Source organism: Collinsella aerofaciens (assembly GCF_027679495.1).
Taxonomy (GTDB): domain Bacteria; phylum Actinomycetota; class Coriobacteriia; order Coriobacteriales; family Coriobacteriaceae; genus Collinsella; species Collinsella aerofaciens_AK.
The window spans coordinates 1-23,678 of sequence record NZ_JAQEKC010000013.1 but is presented as its reverse complement, the minus strand read 5'-3'; the positions used below and the strand labels follow the sequence as shown (position 1 = coordinate 23,678).

Sequence of the window (23,678 nt, the reverse complement as noted above, 5' to 3'; positions counted from 1 at the left end):
ACCTTGCCACAAATGGAACGTTTTCGCTCACTTATGCTCAACCTGTAAGGGTATTTATGGGACAAAGCTATCTTTGCCCCACCACGTTGCGGGTCGACCCTTCGCCCGACCGAAAGGAAAGCATGTTCGGATACATCTATAAGAAAGATGTCGCCATTATCGCGGTTGTCCTGTGCCTTTGTCTGGGCGTGGGCAGTTTCTTCGATTATCAGATCTCGAGCGCGCTGTTCAACGTCGGCAGCATGTACGGCCGCTTTATCGAGGCCGCCGGCGAGCTGCCGTTCGAGCTGACGGCGAGCGTCGCGGGCGTTATGCTCGTACGCGCGGTGCGTCCCGACTCCAGGGGGAGCAAATGGCTCGCCGTGCTGGGCGTTCTGATCAACGTTGGCCTGGCCGGCTACGAGATCGTTTCGTCCCTGCGGGTTAGCGGTAAGCTCATTGCCGTTCAGCTGGTGCTGACGTTTGTGCTGGTCATCGCTGCCAACCTTATCATCTATCGCCTCACGCGCACGACCGAGCCCGATGAGCTCACGCGCTGGGCGTTGATGGTGCTTGCCGTGTGGGTCGCTCAGGCCATTATCCTCAACGTGATCGTCAAGCCGCTGTGGTCGCGCCCGCGCATGCGCGTGATCGAGGTGACGCAGGGGCTCGAGTTTCAGCCGTGGTGGGTGATCGGCAATCCCGACAAGTGGACCTATATCGCCGCCGGCGTGATCAAGGACGGGTTCAAGTCGTTTGCGAGCGGACACACGGCGCATGCGGCGATCGGCCTTATGCTCGCCGGGCTTCCCGCGGCGGCTTTTAAGGAAAAACCTTCGCGTCGCCGCGTGATCTTTTGGGCGGCAGCTGTGGTCGCGGCGCTCGTCGCGTTTGGCCGCATCGTGATCGGCGCACACTTTTTGAGCGACGTGAGCTGCGGCTTTGCCCTGGTGCTGGCGCTTGAGTGTCTCGCCGCGCGCATTGCCTATCCCAACGGCGTACAATAGCTCCGTTTGAATCATCTGGCCGATACCCGGTAAGAGAGGATTGCCATGCTCGCGTTCAACAACGATTATTCCCACGGCGCACACCCGGCAGTGCTGCAGGCGCTCGTCGACACCAATATGGAGCCGCAGCCCGGCTACGGTACCGATGCGCATACCGAGCGTGCCAAGCAACTTATTCGCGAGGCCTGCCAGGCGCCTGACGCCGACGTGTTTTTCCTGGTGGGCGGCACGCAGGCTAACGCGACGGTGATCGACATGCTGCTTGCGCCGTACGAGGGCGTCGTTGCTGCCGAGACTGGCCACGTCGCTTGCCACGAGGCGGGCGCCATCGAGTTTGGCGGCCACAAGGTGCTCACCATCCCCGGCTACGAGGGCAAGATGCACGCCGAGGACCTCGAGAACTATATCCAGGTGTTCTACGAAAACGAGAGCTACGAGCACACGGTGTTTCCGGGTGCCGTGTACGTGAGCCTATCGACCGAGTACGGCACGCTGTACTCCAAGGCCGAGCTCGCGGCGATTCACGCAGTGTGCCAGAAGCGCGAGATTCCGCTGTTTGTGGATGGCGCCCGCCTGGCCTATGCGCTGGCGGCCGATGAGTGCGACATTACCCTGCCCGAGCTGGCGCAGCTGTGTGACGTGTTCTACATCGGCGGCACCAAGTGTGGTGCGCTTTGCGGCGAGGCTGTGGTGTTCTGTGGCATGCACGCCCCGGCGCATCCTATTCCGCGCATTAAGCAGCACGGCGCGCTGTTGGCCAAGGGCCGCCTGACGGGCGTCCAGTTTGAGGCGCTCTTTACCGATGGCCTGTATTTTGAGATTGGTCGCCAGGCGATTGAGACCGCTCGGGCGCTGCGTCGTGTGCTGCACGAGCGCGGCTACCAGTTCTTCTTGGAGACGCCCACGAACCAGCAGTTCGTGATTCTGCCCAACGAGGATATGGCCCGCATTCGCGAGCATGCGGCGATCGAGTACTGGGAAAAGTACGACGATACTCATACGGTGGTGCGCTTTTGCACCAGCTGGGCCACGACGCAGGAGGACATCGACGCGCTGGCGGCTGTCCTGTAGCCTGATGTAATGACGAGGGGCCGCCTTGCGCCGGGTTTGGCGCAGGGTGGCCTTTGCTTTTGGGGGAGAAGGGTTGTATGACCGAGATGTCCGAGCCGACGATTCGCCTGGCGACGCCCGAAGACGCGCCGGCGTTGCTTGCCATCTATGAGCCGTATGTGCGCCAGACGGCGATTACCTGCGAATACGAGGTGCCGAGCGTTGAGGAGTTCGCCGGGCGCATCGAGCGTACGCTCAAGCGCTATCCGTATTTGGTGATGGAGCTGGACGGGCGTCCGGTAGGCTATGCCTATGTGAGCCCGCTCAACAGCCGCGAGGCATACGACTGGTCGGTCGAGACGTCGATCTACCTGGCGTGCGACGTGCGCCACGGCGGGCTGGGCCGCAAGTTGCACGATACGCTCAAGCAATGTCTGATCGCGATGGGCATCACCAATATGTGCGCGCTCATTGCCGTGCCGCACGACAAGGACGACGAGTATCTGACGCACAACAGTCAGGACTTCCATGCCCATATGGGATATCGCCTGGTGGGTGCCTTCGACCGCTGTGCCCAAAAGTTCGGTCGCTGGTACGACATGTGTTGGATGGAGCTGGTCCTAGCCGAGCGCACGCCCAACCAACCCAAACCAACCTGGTTCCCCGACCTCCCCAAACCTACCATTTAGGGACAGGTCTATTTTGGCAGGTTAGCCGATGGGCTCGGTGTATTTGGCGCGGTCGGTGCGTTGGATGCGCTTGGAGACATGGAGCGGGCGGCCGTCGGTGTCGTGGACGTAGTCGGTGATCAGGATCAGCGCCTGCCCGCGCTCAACGTTGAGCAAAAACGCCTCGTTTTGCGAGGCATAGCACACTTCAAAGGTCTTATGCCCCTGTGCCGGTGCGCGATGGAACTCCTGTCGCAGCGTGGCGTAGAGCGAACCGTTGATATCGCGATCGATGAGTGCCTCAAAGCTCGGTGGTAGATAGGTGGTCTCCAGGCACAGCGGCGCATCGTCCAGATAACGCAGACGGACAAGTTTGACGAGCTTGCTGCCCACGGCGGCATCAAAGAACTTAGCTATGCTGCCGCCCGCCTTGGTAAAGCCCGAGTCCACGGTGCGCGTGGTGGGCTTCATGCCCTGGCCTTCGACCTGCTTGGTATAGCTCGAAAACACCAGGTTGTTCTCGTGGAGCGCGGGCGTGTCGGCCACAAAGGCACCACGTCCGCGCTCGGTGCGAACCAGGCCCTCATCAACGAGCACCTTAAGGGCATGGCGCACGGTGCTGCGCGACAGCCCCGATTCGTCCATGAGTTCCATCTCGGACGGCAGCTTGTCTCCGCGCGCGTAGGTGCCGGCGGCGATGCGGTCGCGCAGCATGCCCGCCAAGCGCTCGTATTGGCTCAGTTTCTTTTTAGATGAGACGCTCATATTGCCAACCTATATCTAACTTGTATGCCTAACTAAGCAAGCATGTATTCAATACAAGAACAAAACTGCTGGTAACGAACAATCGAAAACCTTACCAGCAAAATTTCTAAGACAAATATAGCATACAACTAGTCGACATAACCAAAACATGTATGTAACTTGTATGCCATCGAGAGCATCAAACGAGAAGAAAGGCTGATGCACGATGACTACTCAGGAACAGGTTAAGGATGTCGTCTCCCAGGTTTTGGCTGACAAGGCAGACAAGGGCGGTATCAAGCGCGTCGTGTGGATTGGCGCCGGCGGATCCAATGGCGGCAACTACCCTGCTCAATACTTTATGGAGCACGAGGCCACGCAGGTCGTGAGCTCCAGCTACACCAGCAACGAATTCGTGCACGCAACCCCGGCCTACGTCAACGAGAACACCCTGGCCGTCGTCGTGTCCATGCGCGGCACCAAGGAGACCATCGTCGCCGCCCAGGTCGCCAAGGACCACGGCGCCAGCACCATCGCCATCTATGTTGACGAGTCCGGCCTCACCGAGGTCTGCGACTACAAGATCCAGTACGACAGCTTGGCCGTCGACGAGTCCTGCATGGGCCGCACCAACTCCGCCGTCGTGACCATGATCGCCATGGAGCTTACGCAGCAGACCGAGGGCTATGCCGAGTACGAGACCGCTATGGCCGCGTTCGACTTGGTCGACCCCATCTATCGCAAGGCCGTCGAGTACACCCGTCCGCTTGCTGCCAAGTGGGCCGAGCAGAACGCCGACAAGCCCTGCATCAACGTCATGGCTCAGGGTCCGCTCTTTGGTGCCGCCTACGTCTTTAGCATCTGCAACGTGCAGGAGATGCTGCAGATTGACTCCTGCACCATCAACACCTGCGACTTCTTCCACGGTCCCTTCGAGATCCTGGACAAGCGTACCTCGCTGTTCCAGCTCATCAGCGTCGGCCGCAGCCGCTGCAACGACGAGCGCGGCATCCGCTTCGTCAACCAGTACGGTGGCGAGCGCGTCTATCAGCTTGACGCCAAGGAGCTCGGCCTCAACGACATCAAGGACAGCGTGAGCGAGTACTTCAACCACCTGATCTTTGCCCCGATCCTCAACAACGTGTATATGCGTGCACTCTCTGCCGTTACTCACAAGGACTACATGACGCGCCGCTACATGTGGAAGCTGGATTATTAGTTACGGCGTTTTACCAAACGCCGTAACGGCTCGACGCTGCAAACCCACCTGAGCGGCAATCTGCCTTTCAGCTTCAGCGGCATGACCAGAAGGTCAATGCCGCTTCGCTTCAAGGCACCTTGCTCGCTCAGGTGGGTTTTCGCTGGCGTTGCCAAAGCATCGGCGTCGCCTTGGCCCAGATGCGGCACTTGGAGACGTTCGACACTTGGGGACAGTCCTAGTCATTGGGGACAGGTTACTTTACACCAAGTTGGCGCATATGAACCTGACCCCCTTGCACCAATGGGTTGTAGCGGTAGAGCAGATTTTTCCGCTCGCCGATTTGTGTCTTGAAAAATGTATATAACGACTATAACGTAGTATGAAACATATTGGAAACAATACCGAGGAGGCTGCGTTGAAGAAAAGCAATCTGGGCTATGTGCTGGTGCTGATCGCCGCGCTTATGTGGGGCAGCATCGGAATCTTTGTAAACGGCATCTCGGCCATGGGCGTTTCGTCTCAGAGCATGGCGGCCTTTCGCCTGTTGTCGGGTGCCGTCTTAATGGCTCCGGTCTTGGCGTTCATGGGTTGCCAGGGAGGCGATCGTGAGGGAAAAGCATCGGGTCCCCTGGCACTGTTCAAGGCAAGTCCTAAAGAGCTTGTTCCCTGTGCGCTTCTTGGCATTATCGGCCTCGCCACCGCTAACACGCTTTATTACGAGTGCATGGGCGAGGTGGGCATGTCCACGGCCTCGGTGCTGCTCTACACCTCGCCGGTGTTTGGCGTCATGCTCGGCCGCGTGCTTTATCGCGAGGATGTGACTCCCAACAAGCTCGTTGCCATCGCTTTTAATATCGGTGGCTGTGTACTTGCAGTGACCAATGGCGACCTTTCCGGTTTCCATTTTTCGGTTTGGGGCGTCACGTCGGGCGTGATCGCGGGCTTTTGTGGCGCGTCGCTCGCGGTGTTTAGCCGGATAGCAACCAAGACGGTCCACCCGCTGGCTGTCACGTTTTGGGGCCTTGTTTTTGGCGGTGCGGTTATGGCGGCTATCGCGGCTCCGTGGCCAGATGTCGCCGCGGCAATGTCGCCACAGCTGCTGCTGCTGTTCTTTGGTTTTGGACTCATCCCTACAGCCGTGGCCTATGTCTTATATATGCAGGGTCTGTCCATGGGGCTCGAGACGTCGAAAGTTCCCGTCGTAATGTCATTCGAGACGGTCGTCACCGTACTGGTGGGCATTGGTGTCTACGCCGAGCCCGCCGGCGCGATTAAAGTCCTGGGCATCGTGCTGGTGCTCGCGTCCATCCTGATTATGAACACCGACTTCTCCAAGCTGCGCAACAGTGTGTTTGTCGGTCATGTCATTGAGAGCATGACCTTTAAGCCCAACGCGTGGTGGACCGAAAAATCTCAGGACATGGATCTGTTTAAGGAACGCACCGGCATTGCGCTGGAACCCACCGTACAGGAAAGCCCCTGGTACTTCGTGCGATAGGGGATTGCGCGCAGGGTCTGACCTGGGGTTATCCAGCTAGCGCCGGCCTACCTAGCCAAACGTTTCGAGTACGTTAAACCCGTCAACGGTCGATTTTCACCCGCGAACGGTCTTTATACTAATTAGCAATATAAGCAACGTATAAGACGTTATAATGACCATAATGAAAAGGAGGAGGCAAGATGAATCAGATCATTCTCGCATCTCATGGCGGCCTGGCCGCAGGCGCCAAAGACACGCTCGAGATGGTTCTCGGCGACGTGTCGAACGTCCACGTCGTGTCGCTTGCTCGCGACGACAAGGAGCCCATCACCAACAAGGTGGACGCCATGATCGCCACGTTCAACGCGGACGACACCGTCTATGTGCTGACCGATATGCTCGGCAGCTCGGTCAACAACAGCATGGTCGAGCTTTCCAAGAACGGCACGAAGTTCACGGTTGTCAGCGGTTTCAACATTCCGCTGGCACTGACGCTCGCTATGAGCCCCGTCCCCGTCAAGGGCGCCGAGCTCGCGGCCCTCATCAACGAGGCCCGCACCGGTCTGACCAACCCCAACGCACCGGTCGAGGCTGCCGCGGCTCCCGCCAAGAAGGCTAAGGCGCCCCGTCACAGCTCCGGTCCCGCCAAGATCGTCCTCGCACGTCTTGACTACCGTCTGCTGCACGGCCAGGTCGTCTTTACCTGGACCACCAAGGTTCAGGCCGAGCGCATCATCGTCGTCGACAACGCTGCCGCCAACGATGACATCAAGAAGGGTGCTCTTAAGCTGGCCAAGCCCCAGGCCGTGCGCCTGAACGTCTTCACCGTCGAGCGTGCCCTCGCCAAGATGGACAAGCTCAACACCCTCGGCGAGCGCGTTATGTTCGTCTTTGGCAACACTGCCGAGATGCTGCAGTTCTGCCAGGGCTACAAGCTCGACGCCATCAACCTGGGCGCCACCGCCAACCACGACGGTGCCGATCAGGTCGGCGGCAAGGACAGCTCCGTCTTCCTCGATGCCACCCAGAAGGCCGATATCAACCAGCTGCTCGACATGGGCATCAAGCTCTACGTCCAGCAGACCCCCACGTATCAGAGCGTCGACATCGACGCCAAGCTGTAATCAACCAGGCTTTTGCCTGACTGAAAGGAGAAGGGTATGAATACGTTCATCAGTGCGGTGCTCGTCGGCCTCGTCGGCGTGTTCTGCATGTGGGACTCCCGCCTGCTCGGTCGTCTTAACTTCGAGCAGCCCCTCGTTGGCGCTACGCTCGTCGGTCTGCTGCTGGGCGATGTGCCCACCGGCCTTGCCGTCGGTGCCGCCGTCGAGCTCGTGTCCATGGGCCTGGTGCAAGTCGGCGCCGCCGTTCCGCCCGATATGGTCCTGGGCGGCATCGTGGCCGCTGCCTTTGCGTGCCTGACCGATGCTTCCGCCGAGACCGCCATGACGATCGCCATCCCGGTCGCCGTCCTGGGTCAGCTCCTCGGCATCGTGTTCCGTTCCATCATCGCCGCCCTCACCCATGTGGCAGATAACGCGATCGATAACGGAAAGTTCAAGACCGCCTACCGTATGCACATCTGCGCCGGCTCCGGTCTGTACGCTCTCATGTACTTCCTGCCGATCTTCCTCGCCGTCTTTGTCGGCACCGACCTGGTCCAGACCATCGTCAACATGGTTCCCGAGTGGCTGTCCACTGGTCTTAACGTTTCGACCAAGATCATGACCGCCTACGGCTTGGCCCTGCTGCTCACCATGATGATCAAGAAGGGTATGACTCCGTTCCTGTTCATCGGTTTCCTGCTCGCCGCTTACCTCAACCTGTCCGTCATCGCGGTCGCTCTGATCGGTGTGTGCCTGGCTGTCGTCTTCATGGGCTTCAAGTTCAACGGTTCCCATGCAGCCGCCGGTGTCGATTCCGACTACGATCCGCTCGAAGACGACGAAGACTAAGGAGGAACACACTATGGCAACCGCAACCAAGGACGTGTCCCTGAACAAGAAGGTCAGCCAGTTCTTCTGGCGCTCCTGGGCCATCCAGGCCTCTTGGAACTACGAGCGTCAGATGAACATGGGCTTCCTCTACGGCATGGTTCCCACGCTCGACCGCCTCTATCCCGACGAGTCTGACCCCAAGCAGCTCGAGGCCAAGAAAGAGGCTTACCACCGTCACATGGCGTTCTACAACTGCACCCCGCAGACGAGCGCTTTCATCCTGGGCCTCGCCGCCTCCATGGAGGAGGAGTACGCCAAGGATCCCGAGAACTTCGATCCCGATTCGATCAACGCGGTCAAGACCTCCCTCATGGGTCCGCTTTCCGGCATCGGTGACTCCTTCTTCCAGGGCACCATCCGCGTTATCGCCTTTGGTCTGGGCGTTCAGCTGGCTCAGCAGGGCTCCATCATGGGCCCGATCCTGGCCATGCTCATCTCCATCGTCCCCGCTGTGCTGATCACTTGGTTCGCAGCCAAGATGGGCTATCAGGGCGGCCACGAGTACCTGAGCAAGCTTCAGGGCGGCGACCTCATGGAGAAGCTCATGTATGTCTGCGGCATCGTGGGTCTTATGTCCGTGGGCGGCATGATCGCCACGCTGATCGGCGCCACCACCCCGCTGCAGTTCGCTGACGGCACCGTTGTGATCCAGGACATCCTGGACGGCATGATGCCCCAGATGATCTCCCTTGGCCTCACCGGCCTTATGTACTGGCTCATCAAGAAGAACGTCAACACCGGTTGGCTTCTCGTGATCGCCATCGTGGGCGGCATCGCCCTCTCCGCGGCCGGCATCCTGGCCTAGTCGCGACCAAGCGTCCAACCGCTTTCCCCCGGGGCCTGCCTGGCATCCCATACCCCAGGCAGGCTTCCATCCCTATACGTGACAAAGGGCAGTCCCTTTGTCACATCCTCAACGGGCCGGCGACTCGGTCCAAATCACGGTAACCCTGCGTGCGCCCGGCAATGTGGCGCCGCAAAAATCGAAAGGAATGTGTCAGATGTACGAGATCGACCTTAACCTCCCTAAGCAGATCGTCGCTGACGTCCTGTCCAACCACGAGATCCACAGCGTCGCCTTCGTCGGCTGCGGCGCTTCCATGTCCGACCTGTACCCCGCCAAGTACTTCCTGGCCAACAACACGGACAAGCTGAACGTTCAGATCTTCACTGCTAACGAGTTCAACTACGACACGCCCTCCTGGGTCAACGAGCACACCTTCGTGATCACCTGCTCCCTCGGTGGCTCCACGCCCGAGACCGTCGAGGCCAACAAGACCGCCAAGAAGCACAACTGCCCGGTCGTCTCCCTCACCAACAAGGCTGGCTCCGCTCTGACCGTCGACGCCGACCACGTCATCGTCCACGGCTTCCACGCCAACTACGCTGCCAAGTGCGAGAAGCCCGGCTACGCCATCGCTCTTGCTCTCGAGATCCTTCAGCAGACCGAGGGTTATGACCACTACGAGGACATGATCACCGGCCTCACCAACATCTTCGATCTCTGCGAGAACGCCGCTCAGCACTGCAAGAAGCTCGCCAAGAAGTTCGCCGAGGACTTCAAGGACGACAAGATGATCTACTTCATGGCTTCCGGTGCCTCCGAGAAGATGGCTTATTCTCACGCCGCCTTCCTGTTCACCGAGATGCAGTGGATCGACGCCGCCGCCTACAACACCGGCGAGTACTTCCACGGCCCGTTCGAGGTTTCCACCGAGGGTAAGCCCTACGTCTTCTTCATGTCCGATGGCGCCACCCGTCCGATGGACGCCCGCGCCCTCACCTTCCTTGAGCGCATGGGCGCCAAGGTCGCTCTGATCGACTCCAAGGACTACGGCCTGGCTGACGCCGTGCCCGCGAGCGTCATCACCTACTTCAACCCGCTGCTGCACCTCGCCGTTATGCGCGAGTACGGCAACCAGATCGCCGAGGCCCGTCAGCACCCGCTGACCATGCGTCGCTACATGTGGAAGCTTTCCTACTAATCACAAGTAAGTAGACCTTACGGGTTGATTGAGAGGGGATGGGGTTTGCGCCCCGTCCCCTTTTTTGCTCTGGGGAGGGCGTATCCGTCGCGCCACAAAACCCCAGATAAAACCCACCAAAATAAACCTGTCCCTTTTTGGCAGGTGGGAGGAGATGCGTATGATCAAAGCAGTGCTGTTTGACATGGACGGCGTGCTGGTCGATACCGAGTGGTTCTACAACCGTCGTCGCGTGGCGTTTATGGAGGAGAAGGGGTTCCACTTTGACGAGATCCCCGATCTTTCGGGGTCTAACGAGCCGGCCATTTGGGAGGCGCTGGTGCCCGACGATGTTGAGCTGCGCGAGCGTCTGCGCGTGGAGTACAAGCAGGTCTATAGCCCGGACCATCCCGTTCCGTATGCCGAGCTGCTCAACGAGCAGACGGAGCCGGTGATGCGCGCACTGCACGAGCGCGGCGTGAAGTGTGCCATCGCGAGCTCGTCCTATCGCGAGTTGATCGACGAGCTGGTGGAGATTGCCGGTATCCCCGACGTGCTGGACTACACCATCAGCGGTCACGAGTGCAGTGCGTTTAAGCCCGACCCCGAGATCTACCTGCGTGCCATGGAGGCACTGGGGGTGGAGCCTGCCGAGTGCCTGGTTATCGAGGATTCGCCTTTGGGCATCGAGGCTGGTAAGCGCTCCGGCGCCCGCGTCCTGGCGCTGCGTCCGCACGAGGGTGTCAACCTCGATCAATCGCGAGCCGATGCCGTTATCGATAATCTGACCGACATTTTGGCCGCTTTGTAGCGTCAATCCGCCGCGAGAAGCACTGATTCACGCGTCTTTTGCTGCGGATTGGCTTAATTTGTCATCTATTTGGATCCGTTTGGCTTCGATTCGGACTAAGTGAGTAGACTTTTTGGTGCAAGACGAGCACAAAGCGCATCTGCTCTAGTAAAACCGCAGGTCACAGGGGTGGCGGTTTTGGGTGTGCTCTGCAGGTCGCGTAAAGTCTACTCACTTGTTATTTGGGCCTTTGGTCGTGGGGTTGCTGGTCCCGCTTTGGTTGTCGAGGGAGGGTGAATTGAAGCGCCCCCGCATGCTCCGTGCTACAATCGCCGACATGCCTCACAACCAGATTTGCCTTCGAAAGGAGCCCGCGTGGCGAACGCCATCGATCAGCTCACGGACCGCGTGCTCGTGCTCGGCCGCCTTACCATCGTCCGCCGCGCCATTACTGCCGTGGCGGTCACGATTTCCGCCGTTCTCCAGACATTCCTGATCCAGGCGTTCATTCAGCCCGCCGACCTGCTTCCGAGCGGTCTTACCGGCGTCGCGGTCCTGCTCGATCGCGTTACCTCGCTGGGCGGCGTTCACATCGACATCTCGCTCGGTATGCTCGCGCTCAACATCCCTGTGGCGCTCCTATGCTGGAGCGGCATTAGCAAGCGCTTCGTCATCTTCTCGATGATGCAGGTCGTGCTCTCGTCGCTGTTCCTCAACATCTTTCACTTTTCCCCGTTTTTGGGCGACAAGATCATGCTCATCATTTTTGGCGGCGTGGTCTCGGGTCTGGGTGCTGCCATCGCGCTAAAGTCCGGCGCATCCACCGGCGGCACCGACTTTATCGCGCTGTGGGTCTCCAACCACACGGGCAAGACCATATGGGGCGTCATCTTTGGTTTTAACTGTTTTATCCTGGCGATCTTTGGCTTTATGTTTGGCTGGGACAAGGCGGCGTATTCCATCGTGTTCCAGTTTATTTCGACCAAGACCATCGACAGTTTCTATCGTCGCTACGATCGCGTGACGCTGCAGATCACGACGCGTAAGGCAGACGAGGTCATGACTGCCTACGTAAACCATTTTCAGCACGGCATTAGCTGCGCCGAGGTCGTCGGCGGATATAGCCGCGAAAAGATGTACCTGCTGAACACCGTTGTCTCGACCTACGAGAGTCAGGACATTATCAAGCTGGTGTGCGACGTTGATCCCGGCGCCGTGATCAATGTGTTCCACACGCTCAACTTTGTGGGCGGCTGGTGGGGTGGTCATGTCGACGAGCCCATGCCCACGGCCGTTCCCGATCCCGACAAGCCCGCACGCATGGCCAGCAGGCAGGCGCGCCTCAGCGAACAGGACAGTCTGCAGCAGGACGACGGCAAGTAGGGTATTGGCATTTTGCCGGTCCTGCGCAACCCATCCGAACGAGCCCCCCCGAAAGCCCCGTTGCTTTCGAGAGGCTCTCGTTTGCCCAGATAAAACCTACCAAAATGAAGCTGTCGCTTTTTGGTAGGGAGGGTGTATCGTTTTATCATTATGAGGTAATATGAAACTAGACGTTATATACGTATTAGTTATTTCGATATTTCGATAAGAGTGATTAGATATGCCTGCGCCCAAAAATGCACCGCTTTACCAGCAGATTTACGACGAAATCAAGGATGCGATCGAGAAAGGTGTTTATGCACCCAAGGAGCGTATTCCGTCCGAGCTTGAGCTAGCCGAGCAGTACGACGTGAGCCGCATTACGGTGCGCCGCGCCGTCGAGGAGCTGTGCTCCGATGGCTACCTGGTTAAGCAGCAGGGCCGTGGCACCTTTGTCTCCACGCCGCACATCAACCGCCAGTTTCACGCCTCGACGCTGCAGACGTTTACCGCGCTGTGTGCCAACAACGGCATGAAGGCCGGTGCACATGTGGTCGATCGCCAGATTGTGCCGGCGCGCCAAAACGAGATGGAGTTCTTTGGCCTGCAGAAGGATGCGCTGCTGCTGCATATCAAGCGCGTGCGTACGGCCGACGGCGAGCCCATCTTTGAGGAGAACATCTTTGTGCCGTTTGACGCCTACCGTGAGCTGTTGACGGCCGATCTTGAGGACAAGTCGATTTTTGCCGAGGTCGAGCGTGTTGGCGGAACGCCGATTGTCTCGGTTGGCTACCGTACGGTCGAGGCCGTTCGAGCTAACGCCGAGCAGGCGGCCGAGCTGGGCATTGCTCCGCACGATCCGCTGCTCAACCTGCGTGCCGGCTTTACCGGTCCCGATGACGAGCCGGTTTTGATGGGTAAGCAGTACTACGTGGGATCGCGCTACGTTATGGTCATGTAAGTTACGCGGTTTTACCAAACCGCGTAACGGCTCGACGCTGCAAACGCCCCTAAGCGGCAATCTGACGTTCAATCGTCGGTCGCGTACCGAAGTACGCTTCCCTCCTCTTTCACGTCACCTTGCTCGCTTAGGGGCGTTTTCTGACTTATGCTCAACCAGCGACGTTTGCGCGCTTGTCAAGAGATTAGCCGTTGGGAAAGTGTCCAAAAATCCCACGCTCGTTCCTTTTGGATTGCGTTGCCCGTGGCCGACGGCCGTGCGGCACCGGTCCGCGTGGCGGCGTATAATCGGCGGCAGATGACTTGGACGTTAGGAAACCATGACCGATAGCATGCAGCAGATGGCGCTTGACACGCTCGGCGCCTATTTTGGCTACACCTCGTTTCGCCCGGGGCAGGACCGCATGGTGGATGCGATTCTTGCAGGCCGCGATGCGCTGGGTGTTATGCCCACAGGCGCCGGCAAGTCCATTTGCTACCAGGTGCCCGCGCTCATGCTGCCCGGCATCACCTTTGTGGTGAGCCCGCTGCTGTCGCTGATGGAGGACCAGACCCGTGCGTTGCTCGCGGCGGGTGCGCGACCCAGCTATCTCAACTCCAGCCTTACCCCGGCCCAGCAAAACACCGTGCTCAAACGGGCGCGCGAGGGTCGCTACCAGCTTATGTACGTGGCGCCCGAGCGCCTGCTCGAGCCACGCTTTTTAGCCTTTGCGCAGGAGGCCGCGGCGGACGGTGGCATTGGCGTGCCGCTCGTGGCCATTGACGAGGCCCACTGCGTAAGCCAATGGGGTCAGGATTTCCGCCCCGCCTACCTGCAGATTCGCGAGTTCATCGATTCCCTGCCGCAGCGCCCTATCGTGGCGGCCTTTACCGCTACGGCGACCGAGCGCGTGCGTGCGGACATTCAGCAGATGCTCGGCCTGCAAAATCCTGCGACGGTGGTGACGGGCTTCGATCGCAAGAACCTCTACTTTGGTTGCGAGGAGATGGGCGACAAGGCCAAGACTGCCTGGGTGCGCGACTACGTGATTGCGCATTCGAGCGAGAGCGGCATCGTGTATTGCTCGACTCGCAAGACGGTCGATGCGCTGGCGGGCGAGCTTGCCGAGGCGCTGGGACCCAGCGGCATTCGCGTGGGCCGTTACCATGCCGGCATGGGCAACGACGCCCGCCGCCAGAGCCAGCGTGCCTTTATCGACGACGACATCCAGGTGATGGTTGCCACCAACGCCTTTGGCATGGGCATCGACAAGCCCAACGTGCGTTACGTGATTCACAACAACGTGCCCGAGAGCATCGAGGCCTACTACCAAGAGGCGGGCCGCGCCGGCCGAGATGGCGATCCGGCCAGCTGCCATCTGCTGTGGAACGGTAACGATTTCCGCATGCGGCGCTTTTTGATCGACCGCGGCGATGCGGCCGACGAGGCGCTTGACGATGAGCAGCGCGCGTGGGCGCTCCAGAACCGTTATCGCCTGCTCAGCCAGATGGAGGGCTACTGCAATACCACCGGCTGCCTGCGCGAATACATGCTGCGCTACTTTGGCGACGAAGCCGCGGCCGAGCATGCGGTTGCGGCTGCTGCGGGCGGCACCACAGACGACGCCGAGGGCTGCGGCAACTGTAGCAACTGCCTCACGCAGTTCGAGGTCGAGGACGTTACCGATATGGCCCGCGCCGCTGTGCGCTATGTGGCCACGCGTCCCATGCGCTTTGGCAAGTCGCTGATCGCCGATGTGCTCCACGGAGGCAACACCGAGCGCATTCGCCAGATGCATCTGGACGAGGACCGCGGCTATGGTGAGCTGTCGAGCGAATCGGTCGGGCGCATCAAGGACATCATCGGGCAGCTGTGCGGTCGCGGTTATTTGGCCACCTCGCAGGGGCAGTACCCGGTCGTGGGACTGGGTCCGCGTGCCGGCGAGGTCGAGGACGAGGCGTTCGCCTTTACTGTTAAGCGTCGCGCGTCCAAGCGCAAGGCCTCGGCCCGTGCCCGCCGCGCCGTCGATCTGCTGCGCGAGGAGGCCGAGCTGGATCAGCGCCCGCGCGTGGGCGACGATGCCGAGCTGTTCGAGCGCCTGCGTGCCCTCCGCAAGGAGATCTCGACCGAGCTGGAGATGGCGCCGTATATGGTCTTTTCCGACAAGGCCCTGCGCGGCCTGTGCCGCCTGCGTCCGCAGACGCGCGAGGAGCTGATCCAGGTCAACGGCATTGGCGAGAAAAAAGCCGACGCCTTTGGCGAGCAGTTTATGGCGGCGATTGAAGAATTTGAGTCCGAGCATGCGCGGGATGGAGTGTAACGATGGCATTCGACGATAAAACCGACCGCACTGACGTGCCCGCCGTGCCGCTGTACCAGCAGGTCATGGACGACCTAAAGGGCGAGATCGCGCGCGGCGTGTACCCCGCCGGCTCGCGCATCCCTGCCGAGATGGAGCTCGCGAAGTCCTACGGCGTGGGGCGCATCACCGTGCGCCGTGCCATCGAGGAGCTGTCGCGCGCGGGGTATCTCAACCGCCAGCAGGGGAGGGGCACGTTTGTGTGCGCCCCCAAGCTCAAGCGCAAGATTCGCCAGAAGGGTGACGTCCAGAGCTTTACTGAGGGTTGTGCTGCCAACGACATGGTGCCGGGTGCGCGTCTGGTGTCGCGCACGGTGGTCGCGGCGACGCACGAGGATGCGGCGTTCTTTGGCGTGGAGCCCGGCTGCGAGCTTATCGTGGTCGAGCGCGTGCGCACGGCCGACGGCATCCCCGTCATGCTCGAGAACAACGCCTTTGTGCTTGCCGACCATCCCTACCTGCAGACGCTGGCCGACGAGGACCTCACCGATAACTCAATCTTTGCGCTCGTTGCCGAGCATTCGGGTCGCGCGCCGCTCAAGTCCGACCCCTGCACCGTGGAGATTGCGCTTGCCGATACTCAGACGGCCCCGCTGCTGGAGGTGCCGGTCGGCGAGCCTCTCTTCTATATGGAGGCCTACTTTACCGACGCCGGCGGGCGCCCTCTACTGCTCGGCCGCCAAAAGATCGTGGGCTCGCGCTACGTCTTCGACATCTAACGTCCACGAATAGAACAACATGGAACAAATTTACCGCAATGGCTTCCACCGTGGCTGCATGCGTGGTATATATAGAACAACATAGAACGACAGCAGGTACGAGCAGCCGTCGCCAAAAGCCGCCACACAAGGAGGGGCATCAGCATGAACGCACATGATCTGATTCAGGAAATTATCGAGCGCAAGGGCAAGATCGAGAATGTCTTTTGGATCGCCTGCGGCGGTTCGATGATCGACCTGATGCCGGCCAACGAACTGCTCAAGCGCGAGGCCACCACGTTTACCTCGACGGTCTACACGGCGCGCGAGTTTTGCCTGATGGCTCCCAAGAGCCTTGGCGAGAAGTCGCTCGTTATTGCCTGCAGCCACAGCGGCAACACACAAGAGGTTGTCGACGGCTGCGAGATGGCGCTGGCCGCCGGTGCCGAAGTCGTTGCCCTCACCGACTGCGAGGGTTCCAAGATCGATAACGGCAAGTGGACCACCTGGGTCTATCCGTGGGGTGAGGGCGTGTCGCAGGCCGAGGTGCCGCAGGGCATCGGCGCTCTGATCGCCGCCGAGTTGCTCGACCAGCAGGAAGGCTACGAGGCACTCGCCGACATGTATGAGGGCCTCAAGCAGATGGATGCGCTGCTGCCCGCCGCCCGTGAGAAGGTCAACGCCGAGCCGGGCGCCCGCTTTGCCGAGCTCTGCCAGCAGCACAAGTTCTTCTATATCCTGGGCTCCGGCCCCAACTTTAGCCAGACCTATGCCATGGCGATTTGCTCGCTCATGGAGATGCAGTGGCAGCACTGTTGCTACATCCACTCCGGCGAGTACTTCCATGGCCCGTTCGAAGCCACCGAGCCCGGCGTGTTCTACTTTGTGCAGCTCGGATCGGGCGAGTGCCGCCCCATGGAGGAGCGCGCTCTTGCGTTCCTCAACACGCACACCGATACAGTCATGGTGCTCGATGCGCTCGAGTACGGCGTGGGTGAAGTGCCTGCCAGCGTGCGTTCGTACCTGGAGCCGATCTTCTTCTACGCGATGAGCTGCGAGCTGCGTGCCGCCCGCGGCAAGGTGTTCGACCACAGCCCCGAGGTTCGTCGCTACATGGGCATCGAGCAGTACTAGGTAACGGGAAAAGCATTCACCTTCGATTCGCAAGCGGGCCACATGAGTCAAAAAGCGGGCCGCGCCGGGGATTTCCGGCGCGGCCCGCTTAGTATCGCGCATAGATTCGCAAGGTTGCGGTAGCCAGCGGCCTACTTTGCGTCGTAGGCCTCGGCGTCCCACCAGTCGAGCTGGACGATGTTGTCGCGGATGTGCTGGCAGCTCTTGTGGAAGCCCTCGAGCTCGTGCTCGGACAGGTCCAGCGTGTAGACCTCCTCGACGCCCTCGGCACCGATCACGCACGGCAGGGAGGTGAAGATGCCCTCCTCGCCATACTGGCCGGTCATGAGCGTGGAGGCGGAAAGCACGGCGTGCTCGTTATGCAGCACGGCGGCGCAGACGCGCGCGGCGGAGTTGGCGACGGCGTACTCGGTGCACTGCTTGCCCTGGTAGGTCACATAGCCGCCCTTGCGTGCGAGCTCCTCGACCTCCATGTGGTCGAAGGCGTACTTGTCGGGGTTCTCGGCCTGAAGCTCGTTAAGGCTCTTGCCGGCGATGGTTGCGGCCTTAAAGGCGGCCAGCTGGCTAAAGCCGTGCTCGCCGATCATGTAGGCGTCGATGGACTTGGGACTCACGCCGACCTTCTTGGAGATCTCGGTGCGCAGGCGGGCGGAGTCCAGGCCACAGCCCGAGCCGATAATCTTCTTGGGATCGTAGCCGGTCAGGTGCCACAGCTCGGTACACACGACGTCGCAGGGGTTGGAGATGCTTACAAAGATGCCGTCAAAGCCGGCGTCGACGATGCGCTTGGCAAAGGTGCGGGCGGCGTCGGTGGTAAAGAATAGCTCACCGTCGCGGTTGCCGGCGGCCAGCGCAACCTTGCCGGCGGCGTTGACGATGACGTCGCAGCAGGCCAGCTCCTCGTAGTGGTCGTAGCAGTTGACGATCTTGGTGTTGTACGGGACAAACGAAAGGGAGTCGCGCAGGTCCTGGACCTCGGACGTCACCTTGGCCTCGTTGATATCGCACAGGTACAGCTCATCGGCAATGCCCTGCATGAGCAGACTGTTGGCAACATGTGCTCCTACGTGGCCCTGGCCGACCACACCGATCTTACGCGTCTGGTACATATATGTATCCTTTCGGCCGAGTTTTTCGCGTCGAACCATTGTAGCGTCCTGCTGCCACTTTGCTAGGCTAAAGCGCCATAGATTTTTGGGCATGCCTTAATCTCTACTTTTGGAGTGATTTGGGCCGCTGACGGCATCGCTGGGCGATGTGCTCGCGCGGATGGGGCCGCTCGTTGTACCATAGCTGCAACTGACTCGTAAGGAGCATCCATGCCCATTCGCATCCCCGACGCCCTCCCTGCCGCCGCGCAGCTCGAGAGCGAGAACATCTTTGTCATGACCGAGTACCGCGCGCTGCACCAGGACATCCGTCCGCTGCGCGTGCTCATCCTCAACCTCATGCCCACCAAGATCGCCACCGAGACGCAGATCATGCGCAAACTCTCCAACACGCCGCTGCAGGTGGAAGTGGACCTGCTGCGCACCAAGACGCACGAGGCCACGCACGTGAGCGCCGGCCACCTGGAGACGTTCTACCGCACGTTCGACGACATCCGCGACATCCACTACGACGGCCTGATCATCACGGGCGCGCCGGTGGAGCAGATGCCGTTCGAGGAGGTCGACTACTGGCCCGAGCTCTGCCAGATCATGGATTGGTCCACCACGCACGTGCACTCTACGCTGCACATTTGTTGGGGCGCGCAGGCTGGCCTGTACCATCATTACGGTATCCAGAAGTACGACCTGCCGGCAAAGGCGAGCGGTGTGTTCGAGCATTATCTGGTGAAGCCGCAAAGCCCGCTGGTCCGCGGCTTCGACGACCGTTTCTATGCCGTGCATTCGCGCAACACCGATGTGCGCCGCGAGGACGTGGAGGCCGAGCCGCAGCTTGAGGTCGTGGCCGTGTCTGACGAGGTGGGCCTGTACATTGTCAAGTCGACCGACAGCCGCCGCTTCTTTGTATTTGGCCACCCCGAGTACGATACCGACACGTTGCGCCTGGAGTACGAGCGCGACGTGAAGCGCGGCCTCAATCCTCAGGTGCCGGCGCATTACTTCCCGGGGGACGACCCCACCGCCGAGCCGCGTAACGTCTGGCGCAGCCAGGCTCAGCTGTTCTACACCAACTGGCTCAACTACTACGTCTACCAGACCACGCCCTACGACCTGGCCCGCGCCGGCGAGGAGCACTAGGCTGCGATGGTACTGCTGTAGCCGTGGCTGATATGGCGGCGATTAAGCGCTGATGATGTGGGGTAGCGGCAGGTCGTGAGCGTCGGTGGGAACGCGGTCGACACGCTGCTCGTCAAAGGCGATGCCGATGATTTGGCATGCGGGCGAGAGCATGGGCAGGTAGCGGTCGTAGCAACCGCCGCCGTAGCCCAGGCGCGCGCCGGTTTGGTCGAAGGCCACGAGCGGCACGACGATCATGTCGAGAGCTTCGGCAGGCACGATAGGGAAGTGGTTGCTGTCGATGTCCGTGGCCGCAAAGGCCCGCGTAGGGTGGGCGATAAACGGAGCCGCGGACGCATCGTCGGCGGCAACTGCCCGCATACACATGCGCTGGCCACAAGCCACGGTGTCTGTTGCCGAGAGCATGCACGGATAGGCCACGCGCCAGCCGCGCGCGGCGGTCGCAGCGGCAAACGCGGCAGGGTCTGCCTCGGAACCCACCGCGGCATAGACGGCAACGGTGCGCGACACCGCGGCATCCAAGCGATCCGACAGCTCAACCAGCCGCGCACAGATAACGGCAGACTTTGCCGCCCGCACATCCAAATCAAGAGCATCGCGCCGAGCAATCACCGCCCGTCGCAACTCAGCCTTGTCCATCCCGGCCCTCTCTCCCAAACCTACCAAAAAGGGACAGGTTTATTTTGGCAGGCTTTATCTGGGCAAACGCGATAAAGACGGCAAAACCACCACGAAGGTGCTGTCTCCTTTGTGGTGGTTTTGATTGCCGTGCCTTAGCCCAGCAGGTCGACTACGTTAAAGCCGGCGTTGCTCTTGGCGATGACGTCTCGGCCGCCAAAGACGCAGGTGGGCGACTCGGCTGCGATGCGCGTCACGTCGGCGCCGAGCGAGCGCAGCTCACCGGGCGTGGCGGCGAGCATCTGGGCGCGACGCTCCTCGCGTGCATGCGGATCGAGCCCGGCCAGGTAGGTCGTGTTGCGGCGCTTGGTGAGCGCGTACGGCTTCACCGGCGCGTCCATGCCGCTCACACAGCTCACGATAAAGCCCTCAAAGGCGGCCTCGTCGGGATCAAAGCTGCCGAGCCATTCGCCCGCGCGCGCCACGCGCTCAATCGAGGGGTCGATTGCCGGGTCGCGGTAGGTGTAGAACGCCGCCTGACGCTCGCCGGCCGCGCGGAATCCGCAGCCGTACGCGCCGCCCTTAACGCGGATCTCGTTCCACAGATAGTCGTAGGAGAGCGCGTTGGCGGCAACCGCCCAGGCGCCCGTCACGTCGATGCCCAAGCGACGCGGGTCGCACGCGCTTGCCGCAAAACAGATGTCGCTGGGGATGACAAAGGCCTCGTGGCGGTCGCACGGCGTCGGCACCACGAGCGCGTCGCGGCCGGCATCGGCGCCGTCGCCAGCGCCCAGCTCCAGGTCGCCCGCGGCATTCCAGTACGCGTCAAAGTCCTCGTCGCTGCCGGTAAAGCTCGCCAGGCAGCCATCGGCCACAAAGATGCGGCCTGCCAGCTCGGCAAGCTTGGTACGCAACCCGTTCACGCGCTCGTCAAAGTGGTCGAGCAGGTCGCGCAGGAACAGATAGAAGTCCACGCCCGAAAGCTGCTCGCGCACCACGGCCGAAGGCGAGCTGTAGCTCATCGCGCGACCGAGCGCCGCCGAGTGGCCGTTGTTGATAAAGCCCTGCTCAAGCCCAATGCGAATCTGTGTGAGCACGTCGCGCACGCGGTCGGCGTCGGCATCTGCCAAAAGCGTGCTCGACCATACCTCGCGCGGCAGACTCGCCAGCGCATCGACCTTCTCGGACAGGGCGCCGGCGCTCACCAGCAGGTAGGGGCGCACGCCGTCCACTTCGGGCTGCGTCATGACCTCGGTCGTAAAGCTCAAAAAGCCGAGCTTGCCAGCGAGCAAGTTGTCGAGTTCCTCGGCCGAGTGCTCGCGCGTGGGCAGCTGCTTAAGCAGGCGGCAGAGCAGTGTCACATAGGGCAGGTCCTCAAACGCGACGCAGTTCAGGTCGAAATACTGCATGGCGTAGGCCAGACGGTTGGTGGGGATGCCGTGGCGCAGGCAGGGGATGGGCACGGTCGTGTCCACGATCAGTGGCGGCTCGGGGCGCGCCTCGCCAATGTCGGACACGCGCAGGCGCGGCAGCGTGGCCTTGGCCTCGGGTGTGTCTTCCGCCTCCTGCGCGGCACGCAGCGCGGCCGTGCGCTCGACCACGTCGGCCAGCTCGGCATCGGTCATGGCATCGCGCTTGGCTGCCAGCTCGGCGGCCTCGGCACCCTCCGAACCCTCGGCGGCGTCCACCGGCACCAGCTCGACCAGTGCCATGTGGTCGTTTTCCAGCACCAGCTCGCGCAGCAGGTCCTCAAAATAGCTGCCGTCCAGCTCGCTACGCAGCTCCTCGTACACCGGGCCGTACTTGAGCGCCAGCGTCGCGGCGTCGTCATCGTAGAGCCAGGTGCTCAGCGCGTCGCACGCAATGGCCACGCCGTCGGCGATGCCATAGTCACGCTGGCGCAGGTCGTACTCGTTGCTGCTGATGATGGCTTCCAGACGCTCGCGCGGAACTCCGTGCTCGCACAGGTCGCGGCAGGCGTCCTGGAACACGCGACGCAACTCGCGCGCCACACCGGGCTGTGCGTTTTGCAGCATGATGAGCTCGTAGGGCTGCAGGCTCTCGGCCGCGGTGTAGCTCACCACGTTGCCGCCCAGGCCGGCGGCCAGAATGGCCTTCTTAACCGGCGCTTCGTTGGAGCCCAGCAGCGCCTCGAACAGGATATCCGCCGCGATCGTGCGCTTGCGGTCGAGCGCGCTGCCCAGCACAAGGCCCAGGCCCACCAGGGCGTTCTCGGGTGTGGTGGCCATCTCGATGCGCTTGTACTCGCAGGTCACGGGCGCCTGCGCGTCCAACGGATTGGGCGCCAGCGTGGACGGGTCCTCGCCGGCGGCAACGGCAGCGTCCATGCGGCGGCTCGCGGCACTCGGCTGCGACAGATAGCGCTCGTCCAAAAAGGCCAGTGCGCGGTCCACGTCCAGGTCGCCGTAGAGCGTGATGTAGGAGTTGGAGGGATTGTAGTGTCGCGCGTGCGTGTCCAGGAACTGCTCGTAGGTGAGCGCGGGAATCGCGCGCGGGTCGCCGCCGCTCTCGTGCGCATAGGCGGTGTCGGGATAGAGCGCGGCGTTGACGGCATCGTCCAGCACGCTCATGGGATCGGACAGCGCGCCCTTCATCTCGTTGAACACCACGCCGTTATAACGCAGCGTGCCCTCGTGCAGGCTCGCGGCGCTGCCGTCGCCGTCGCCCTCCGGCAGGTCCAGCTCGTAGTGCCAGCCCTCCTGTTCAAAAATGGTGGGCTTGGTATAGATAGCCGGGTTAAACACCGCGTCCAGGTACACGTCCATCAGGTTGTACAGATCCTGCTCGTTGGTGGTGGCAACGGGGTAGATGGTTTTGTCGGGGTAGGTCATGGCGTTGAGGAACGTCTGCATGGAGCTCTTGATCAGGTCGACAAACGGCTCCTTGACGGGGAACTTAGCCGATCCGCACAGCACCGAGTGCTCAAGAATATGGAACACGCCGGTGGAATCGGCCGGCGGCGTCTTAAAGCCAATGGCAAAGGCCTTGTTTTCGTCGTCGCACGCCAGGTACAGCAGGCGAGCGCCCGAGGCGGTGTGGCGCAGCACGTAGGCGTCCGAGTCGAGCTCGGGCACGGTCTCGCAACGCTCGACGGCAAAGCCGTGGCAGGTAGTGCCGGGTACCAGCAGCGCGGCAGCAGCAGCGCGCGGGTCGGTTGAGGTGGTGGGCATATGCAGTCTCCTTTGACGCCCCAGCGGGGGCGAATCGAGTCGAATCCTCGAGAGTATACCCATATGGGGCCGCGGCTCTGCGGCGAACTGAAGACGATGCTGGCGGATTGGGCAAAGGCCCCGCGTGACCGCCGCGCGAGCGTGGAAACTTGGACGCCTATCGAATGAGAGTGGATTTTCGGACGGAATCAGCCTCAAAGGGGGGTGCGGACAGAAAGTTGGACCGCGGGGCGGTCCGGACTGGAGGTTC

General features: G+C 61.2%; 20 protein-coding genes. 16 read left to right on the top strand and 4 right to left on the bottom strand.

Annotated features, from left to right (window positions below):
* Positions 1 to 122: 122 nt before the first annotated feature.
* From PGW49_RS06230 to PGW49_RS06220, 3 genes are all read left to right on the top strand, one after another.
* Entirely contained in the window at positions 123 to 986 is an 864-nt protein-coding gene (locus PGW49_RS06230; RefSeq protein ID WP_195534664.1) for a phosphatase PAP2 family protein, read from the top strand.
* A gap of 45 nt (positions 987 to 1,031) precedes the next feature.
* Positions 1,032 to 2,057 carry a threonine aldolase family protein gene (locus tag PGW49_RS06225; RefSeq protein WP_195534665.1) on the top strand — a complete coding sequence of 342 codons (1,026 nt, stop codon included), beginning with the start codon at positions 1,032 to 1,034 and terminating at the stop codon, positions 2,055 to 2,057.
* A gap of 77 nt (positions 2,058 to 2,134) precedes the next feature.
* Positions 2,135 to 2,725, top strand: coding sequence for a GNAT family N-acetyltransferase (locus PGW49_RS06220; protein WP_195568893.1), 591 nt, complete (start codon positions 2,135 to 2,137; stop codon positions 2,723 to 2,725).
* Positions 2,726 to 2,746: 21 nt separating this feature from the next.
* Here PGW49_RS06220 and PGW49_RS06215 read toward each other — a convergent pair whose 3' ends face one another.
* The gene (locus PGW49_RS06215; protein ID WP_195568892.1) at positions 2,747 to 3,469 is read right to left on the bottom strand and encodes a GntR family transcriptional regulator; all 723 of its coding nucleotides are present in this window, start codon (positions 3,467 to 3,469) and stop codon (positions 2,747 to 2,749) included.
* Between the two features lie 205 nt (positions 3,470 to 3,674).
* Here PGW49_RS06215 and PGW49_RS06210 point away from each other — a divergent pair, with 205 nt between their 5' ends.
* From PGW49_RS06210 to PGW49_RS06155, 12 genes are all read left to right on the top strand, one after another.
* Positions 3,675 to 4,667 carry an SIS domain-containing protein gene (locus PGW49_RS06210; protein ID WP_006235139.1) on the top strand — a complete coding sequence of 331 codons (993 nt, stop codon included), beginning with the start codon at positions 3,675 to 3,677 and terminating at the stop codon, positions 4,665 to 4,667.
* Between the two features lie 397 nt (positions 4,668 to 5,064).
* Positions 5,065 to 6,147 carry a DMT family transporter gene (locus PGW49_RS06205; RefSeq protein WP_195361569.1) on the top strand — a complete coding sequence of 361 codons (1,083 nt, stop codon included), beginning with the start codon at positions 5,065 to 5,067 and terminating at the stop codon, positions 6,145 to 6,147.
* Between the two features lie 182 nt (positions 6,148 to 6,329).
* Positions 6,330 to 7,253 (top strand): PTS mannose/fructose/sorbose transporter subunit IIAB, encoded by a 924-nt coding sequence (locus tag PGW49_RS06200; RefSeq protein ID WP_270225941.1) that lies wholly within the window; start codon positions 6,330 to 6,332, stop codon positions 7,251 to 7,253.
* Positions 7,254 to 7,289: 36 nt separating this feature from the next.
* A complete protein-coding gene (locus tag PGW49_RS06195) occupies positions 7,290 to 8,084 on the top strand; it encodes a PTS mannose/fructose/sorbose/N-acetylgalactosamine transporter subunit IIC (protein WP_195534670.1) in 795 nt (264 codons plus the stop codon).
* 13 nt (positions 8,085 to 8,097) lie between these two features.
* Positions 8,098 to 8,931, top strand: coding sequence for a PTS system mannose/fructose/sorbose family transporter subunit IID (locus PGW49_RS06190; protein ID WP_195568890.1), 834 nt, complete (start codon positions 8,098 to 8,100; stop codon positions 8,929 to 8,931).
* 196 nt (positions 8,932 to 9,127) lie between these two features.
* Entirely contained in the window at positions 9,128 to 10,111 is a 984-nt protein-coding gene (locus PGW49_RS06185; RefSeq protein ID WP_226790479.1) for an SIS domain-containing protein, read from the top strand.
* A 160-nt stretch (positions 10,112 to 10,271) separates the two neighbouring features.
* Positions 10,272 to 10,901: an HAD family hydrolase gene (locus PGW49_RS06180; RefSeq protein ID WP_195361572.1), complete on the top strand. Its 630-nt coding sequence runs from the start codon at positions 10,272 to 10,274 to the stop codon at positions 10,899 to 10,901.
* Between the two features lie 354 nt (positions 10,902 to 11,255).
* Positions 11,256 to 12,263 (top strand): YitT family protein, encoded by a 1,008-nt coding sequence (locus PGW49_RS06175; RefSeq protein ID WP_270225940.1) that lies wholly within the window; start codon positions 11,256 to 11,258, stop codon positions 12,261 to 12,263.
* 220 nt (positions 12,264 to 12,483) lie between these two features.
* Positions 12,484 to 13,203, top strand: coding sequence for a GntR family transcriptional regulator (locus PGW49_RS06170; RefSeq protein ID WP_270225938.1), 720 nt, complete (start codon positions 12,484 to 12,486; stop codon positions 13,201 to 13,203).
* A 319-nt stretch (positions 13,204 to 13,522) separates the two neighbouring features.
* Entirely contained in the window at positions 13,523 to 15,502 is a 1,980-nt protein-coding gene (locus PGW49_RS06165; RefSeq protein ID WP_270225937.1) for a RecQ family ATP-dependent DNA helicase, read from the top strand.
* Positions 15,503 to 15,504: 2 nt separating this feature from the next.
* Positions 15,505 to 16,260, top strand: a complete 756-nt coding sequence (locus tag PGW49_RS06160; protein ID WP_035136787.1) for a GntR family transcriptional regulator — start codon at positions 15,505 to 15,507, stop codon at positions 16,258 to 16,260.
* 144 nt (positions 16,261 to 16,404) lie between these two features.
* Positions 16,405 to 17,373, top strand: coding sequence for an SIS domain-containing protein (locus PGW49_RS06155; RefSeq protein ID WP_270225936.1), 969 nt, complete (start codon positions 16,405 to 16,407; stop codon positions 17,371 to 17,373).
* Positions 17,374 to 17,504: 131 nt separating this feature from the next.
* On the opposite strand, the gene PGW49_RS06150 is transcribed toward PGW49_RS06155, so the two are convergent.
* On the bottom strand, positions 17,505 to 18,482 hold the full coding sequence (locus PGW49_RS06150; protein ID WP_270225935.1) for an L-lactate dehydrogenase: 978 nt from the start codon (positions 18,480 to 18,482) through the stop codon (positions 17,505 to 17,507).
* 210 nt (positions 18,483 to 18,692) lie between these two features.
* On the opposite strand from PGW49_RS06150, the gene metA reads away from it, so the two are divergent.
* Positions 18,693 to 19,619, top strand: a complete 927-nt coding sequence (gene metA, locus PGW49_RS06145; protein WP_006235124.1) for a homoserine O-acetyltransferase MetA — start codon at positions 18,693 to 18,695, stop codon at positions 19,617 to 19,619.
* Between the two features lie 42 nt (positions 19,620 to 19,661).
* Here metA and PGW49_RS06140 read toward each other — a convergent pair whose 3' ends face one another.
* Both PGW49_RS06140 and PGW49_RS06135 read right to left on the bottom strand, forming a co-directional pair.
* A complete protein-coding gene (locus PGW49_RS06140; RefSeq protein ID WP_270225934.1) occupies positions 19,662 to 20,258 on the bottom strand; it encodes a 5-formyltetrahydrofolate cyclo-ligase in 597 nt (198 codons plus the stop codon).
* Positions 20,259 to 20,392: 134 nt separating this feature from the next.
* The gene (locus tag PGW49_RS06135) at positions 20,393 to 23,428 is read right to left on the bottom strand and encodes an insulinase family protein (RefSeq protein WP_270225933.1); all 3,036 of its coding nucleotides are present in this window, start codon (positions 23,426 to 23,428) and stop codon (positions 20,393 to 20,395) included.
* Between the last annotated feature and the right edge of the window lie 250 nt (positions 23,429 to 23,678).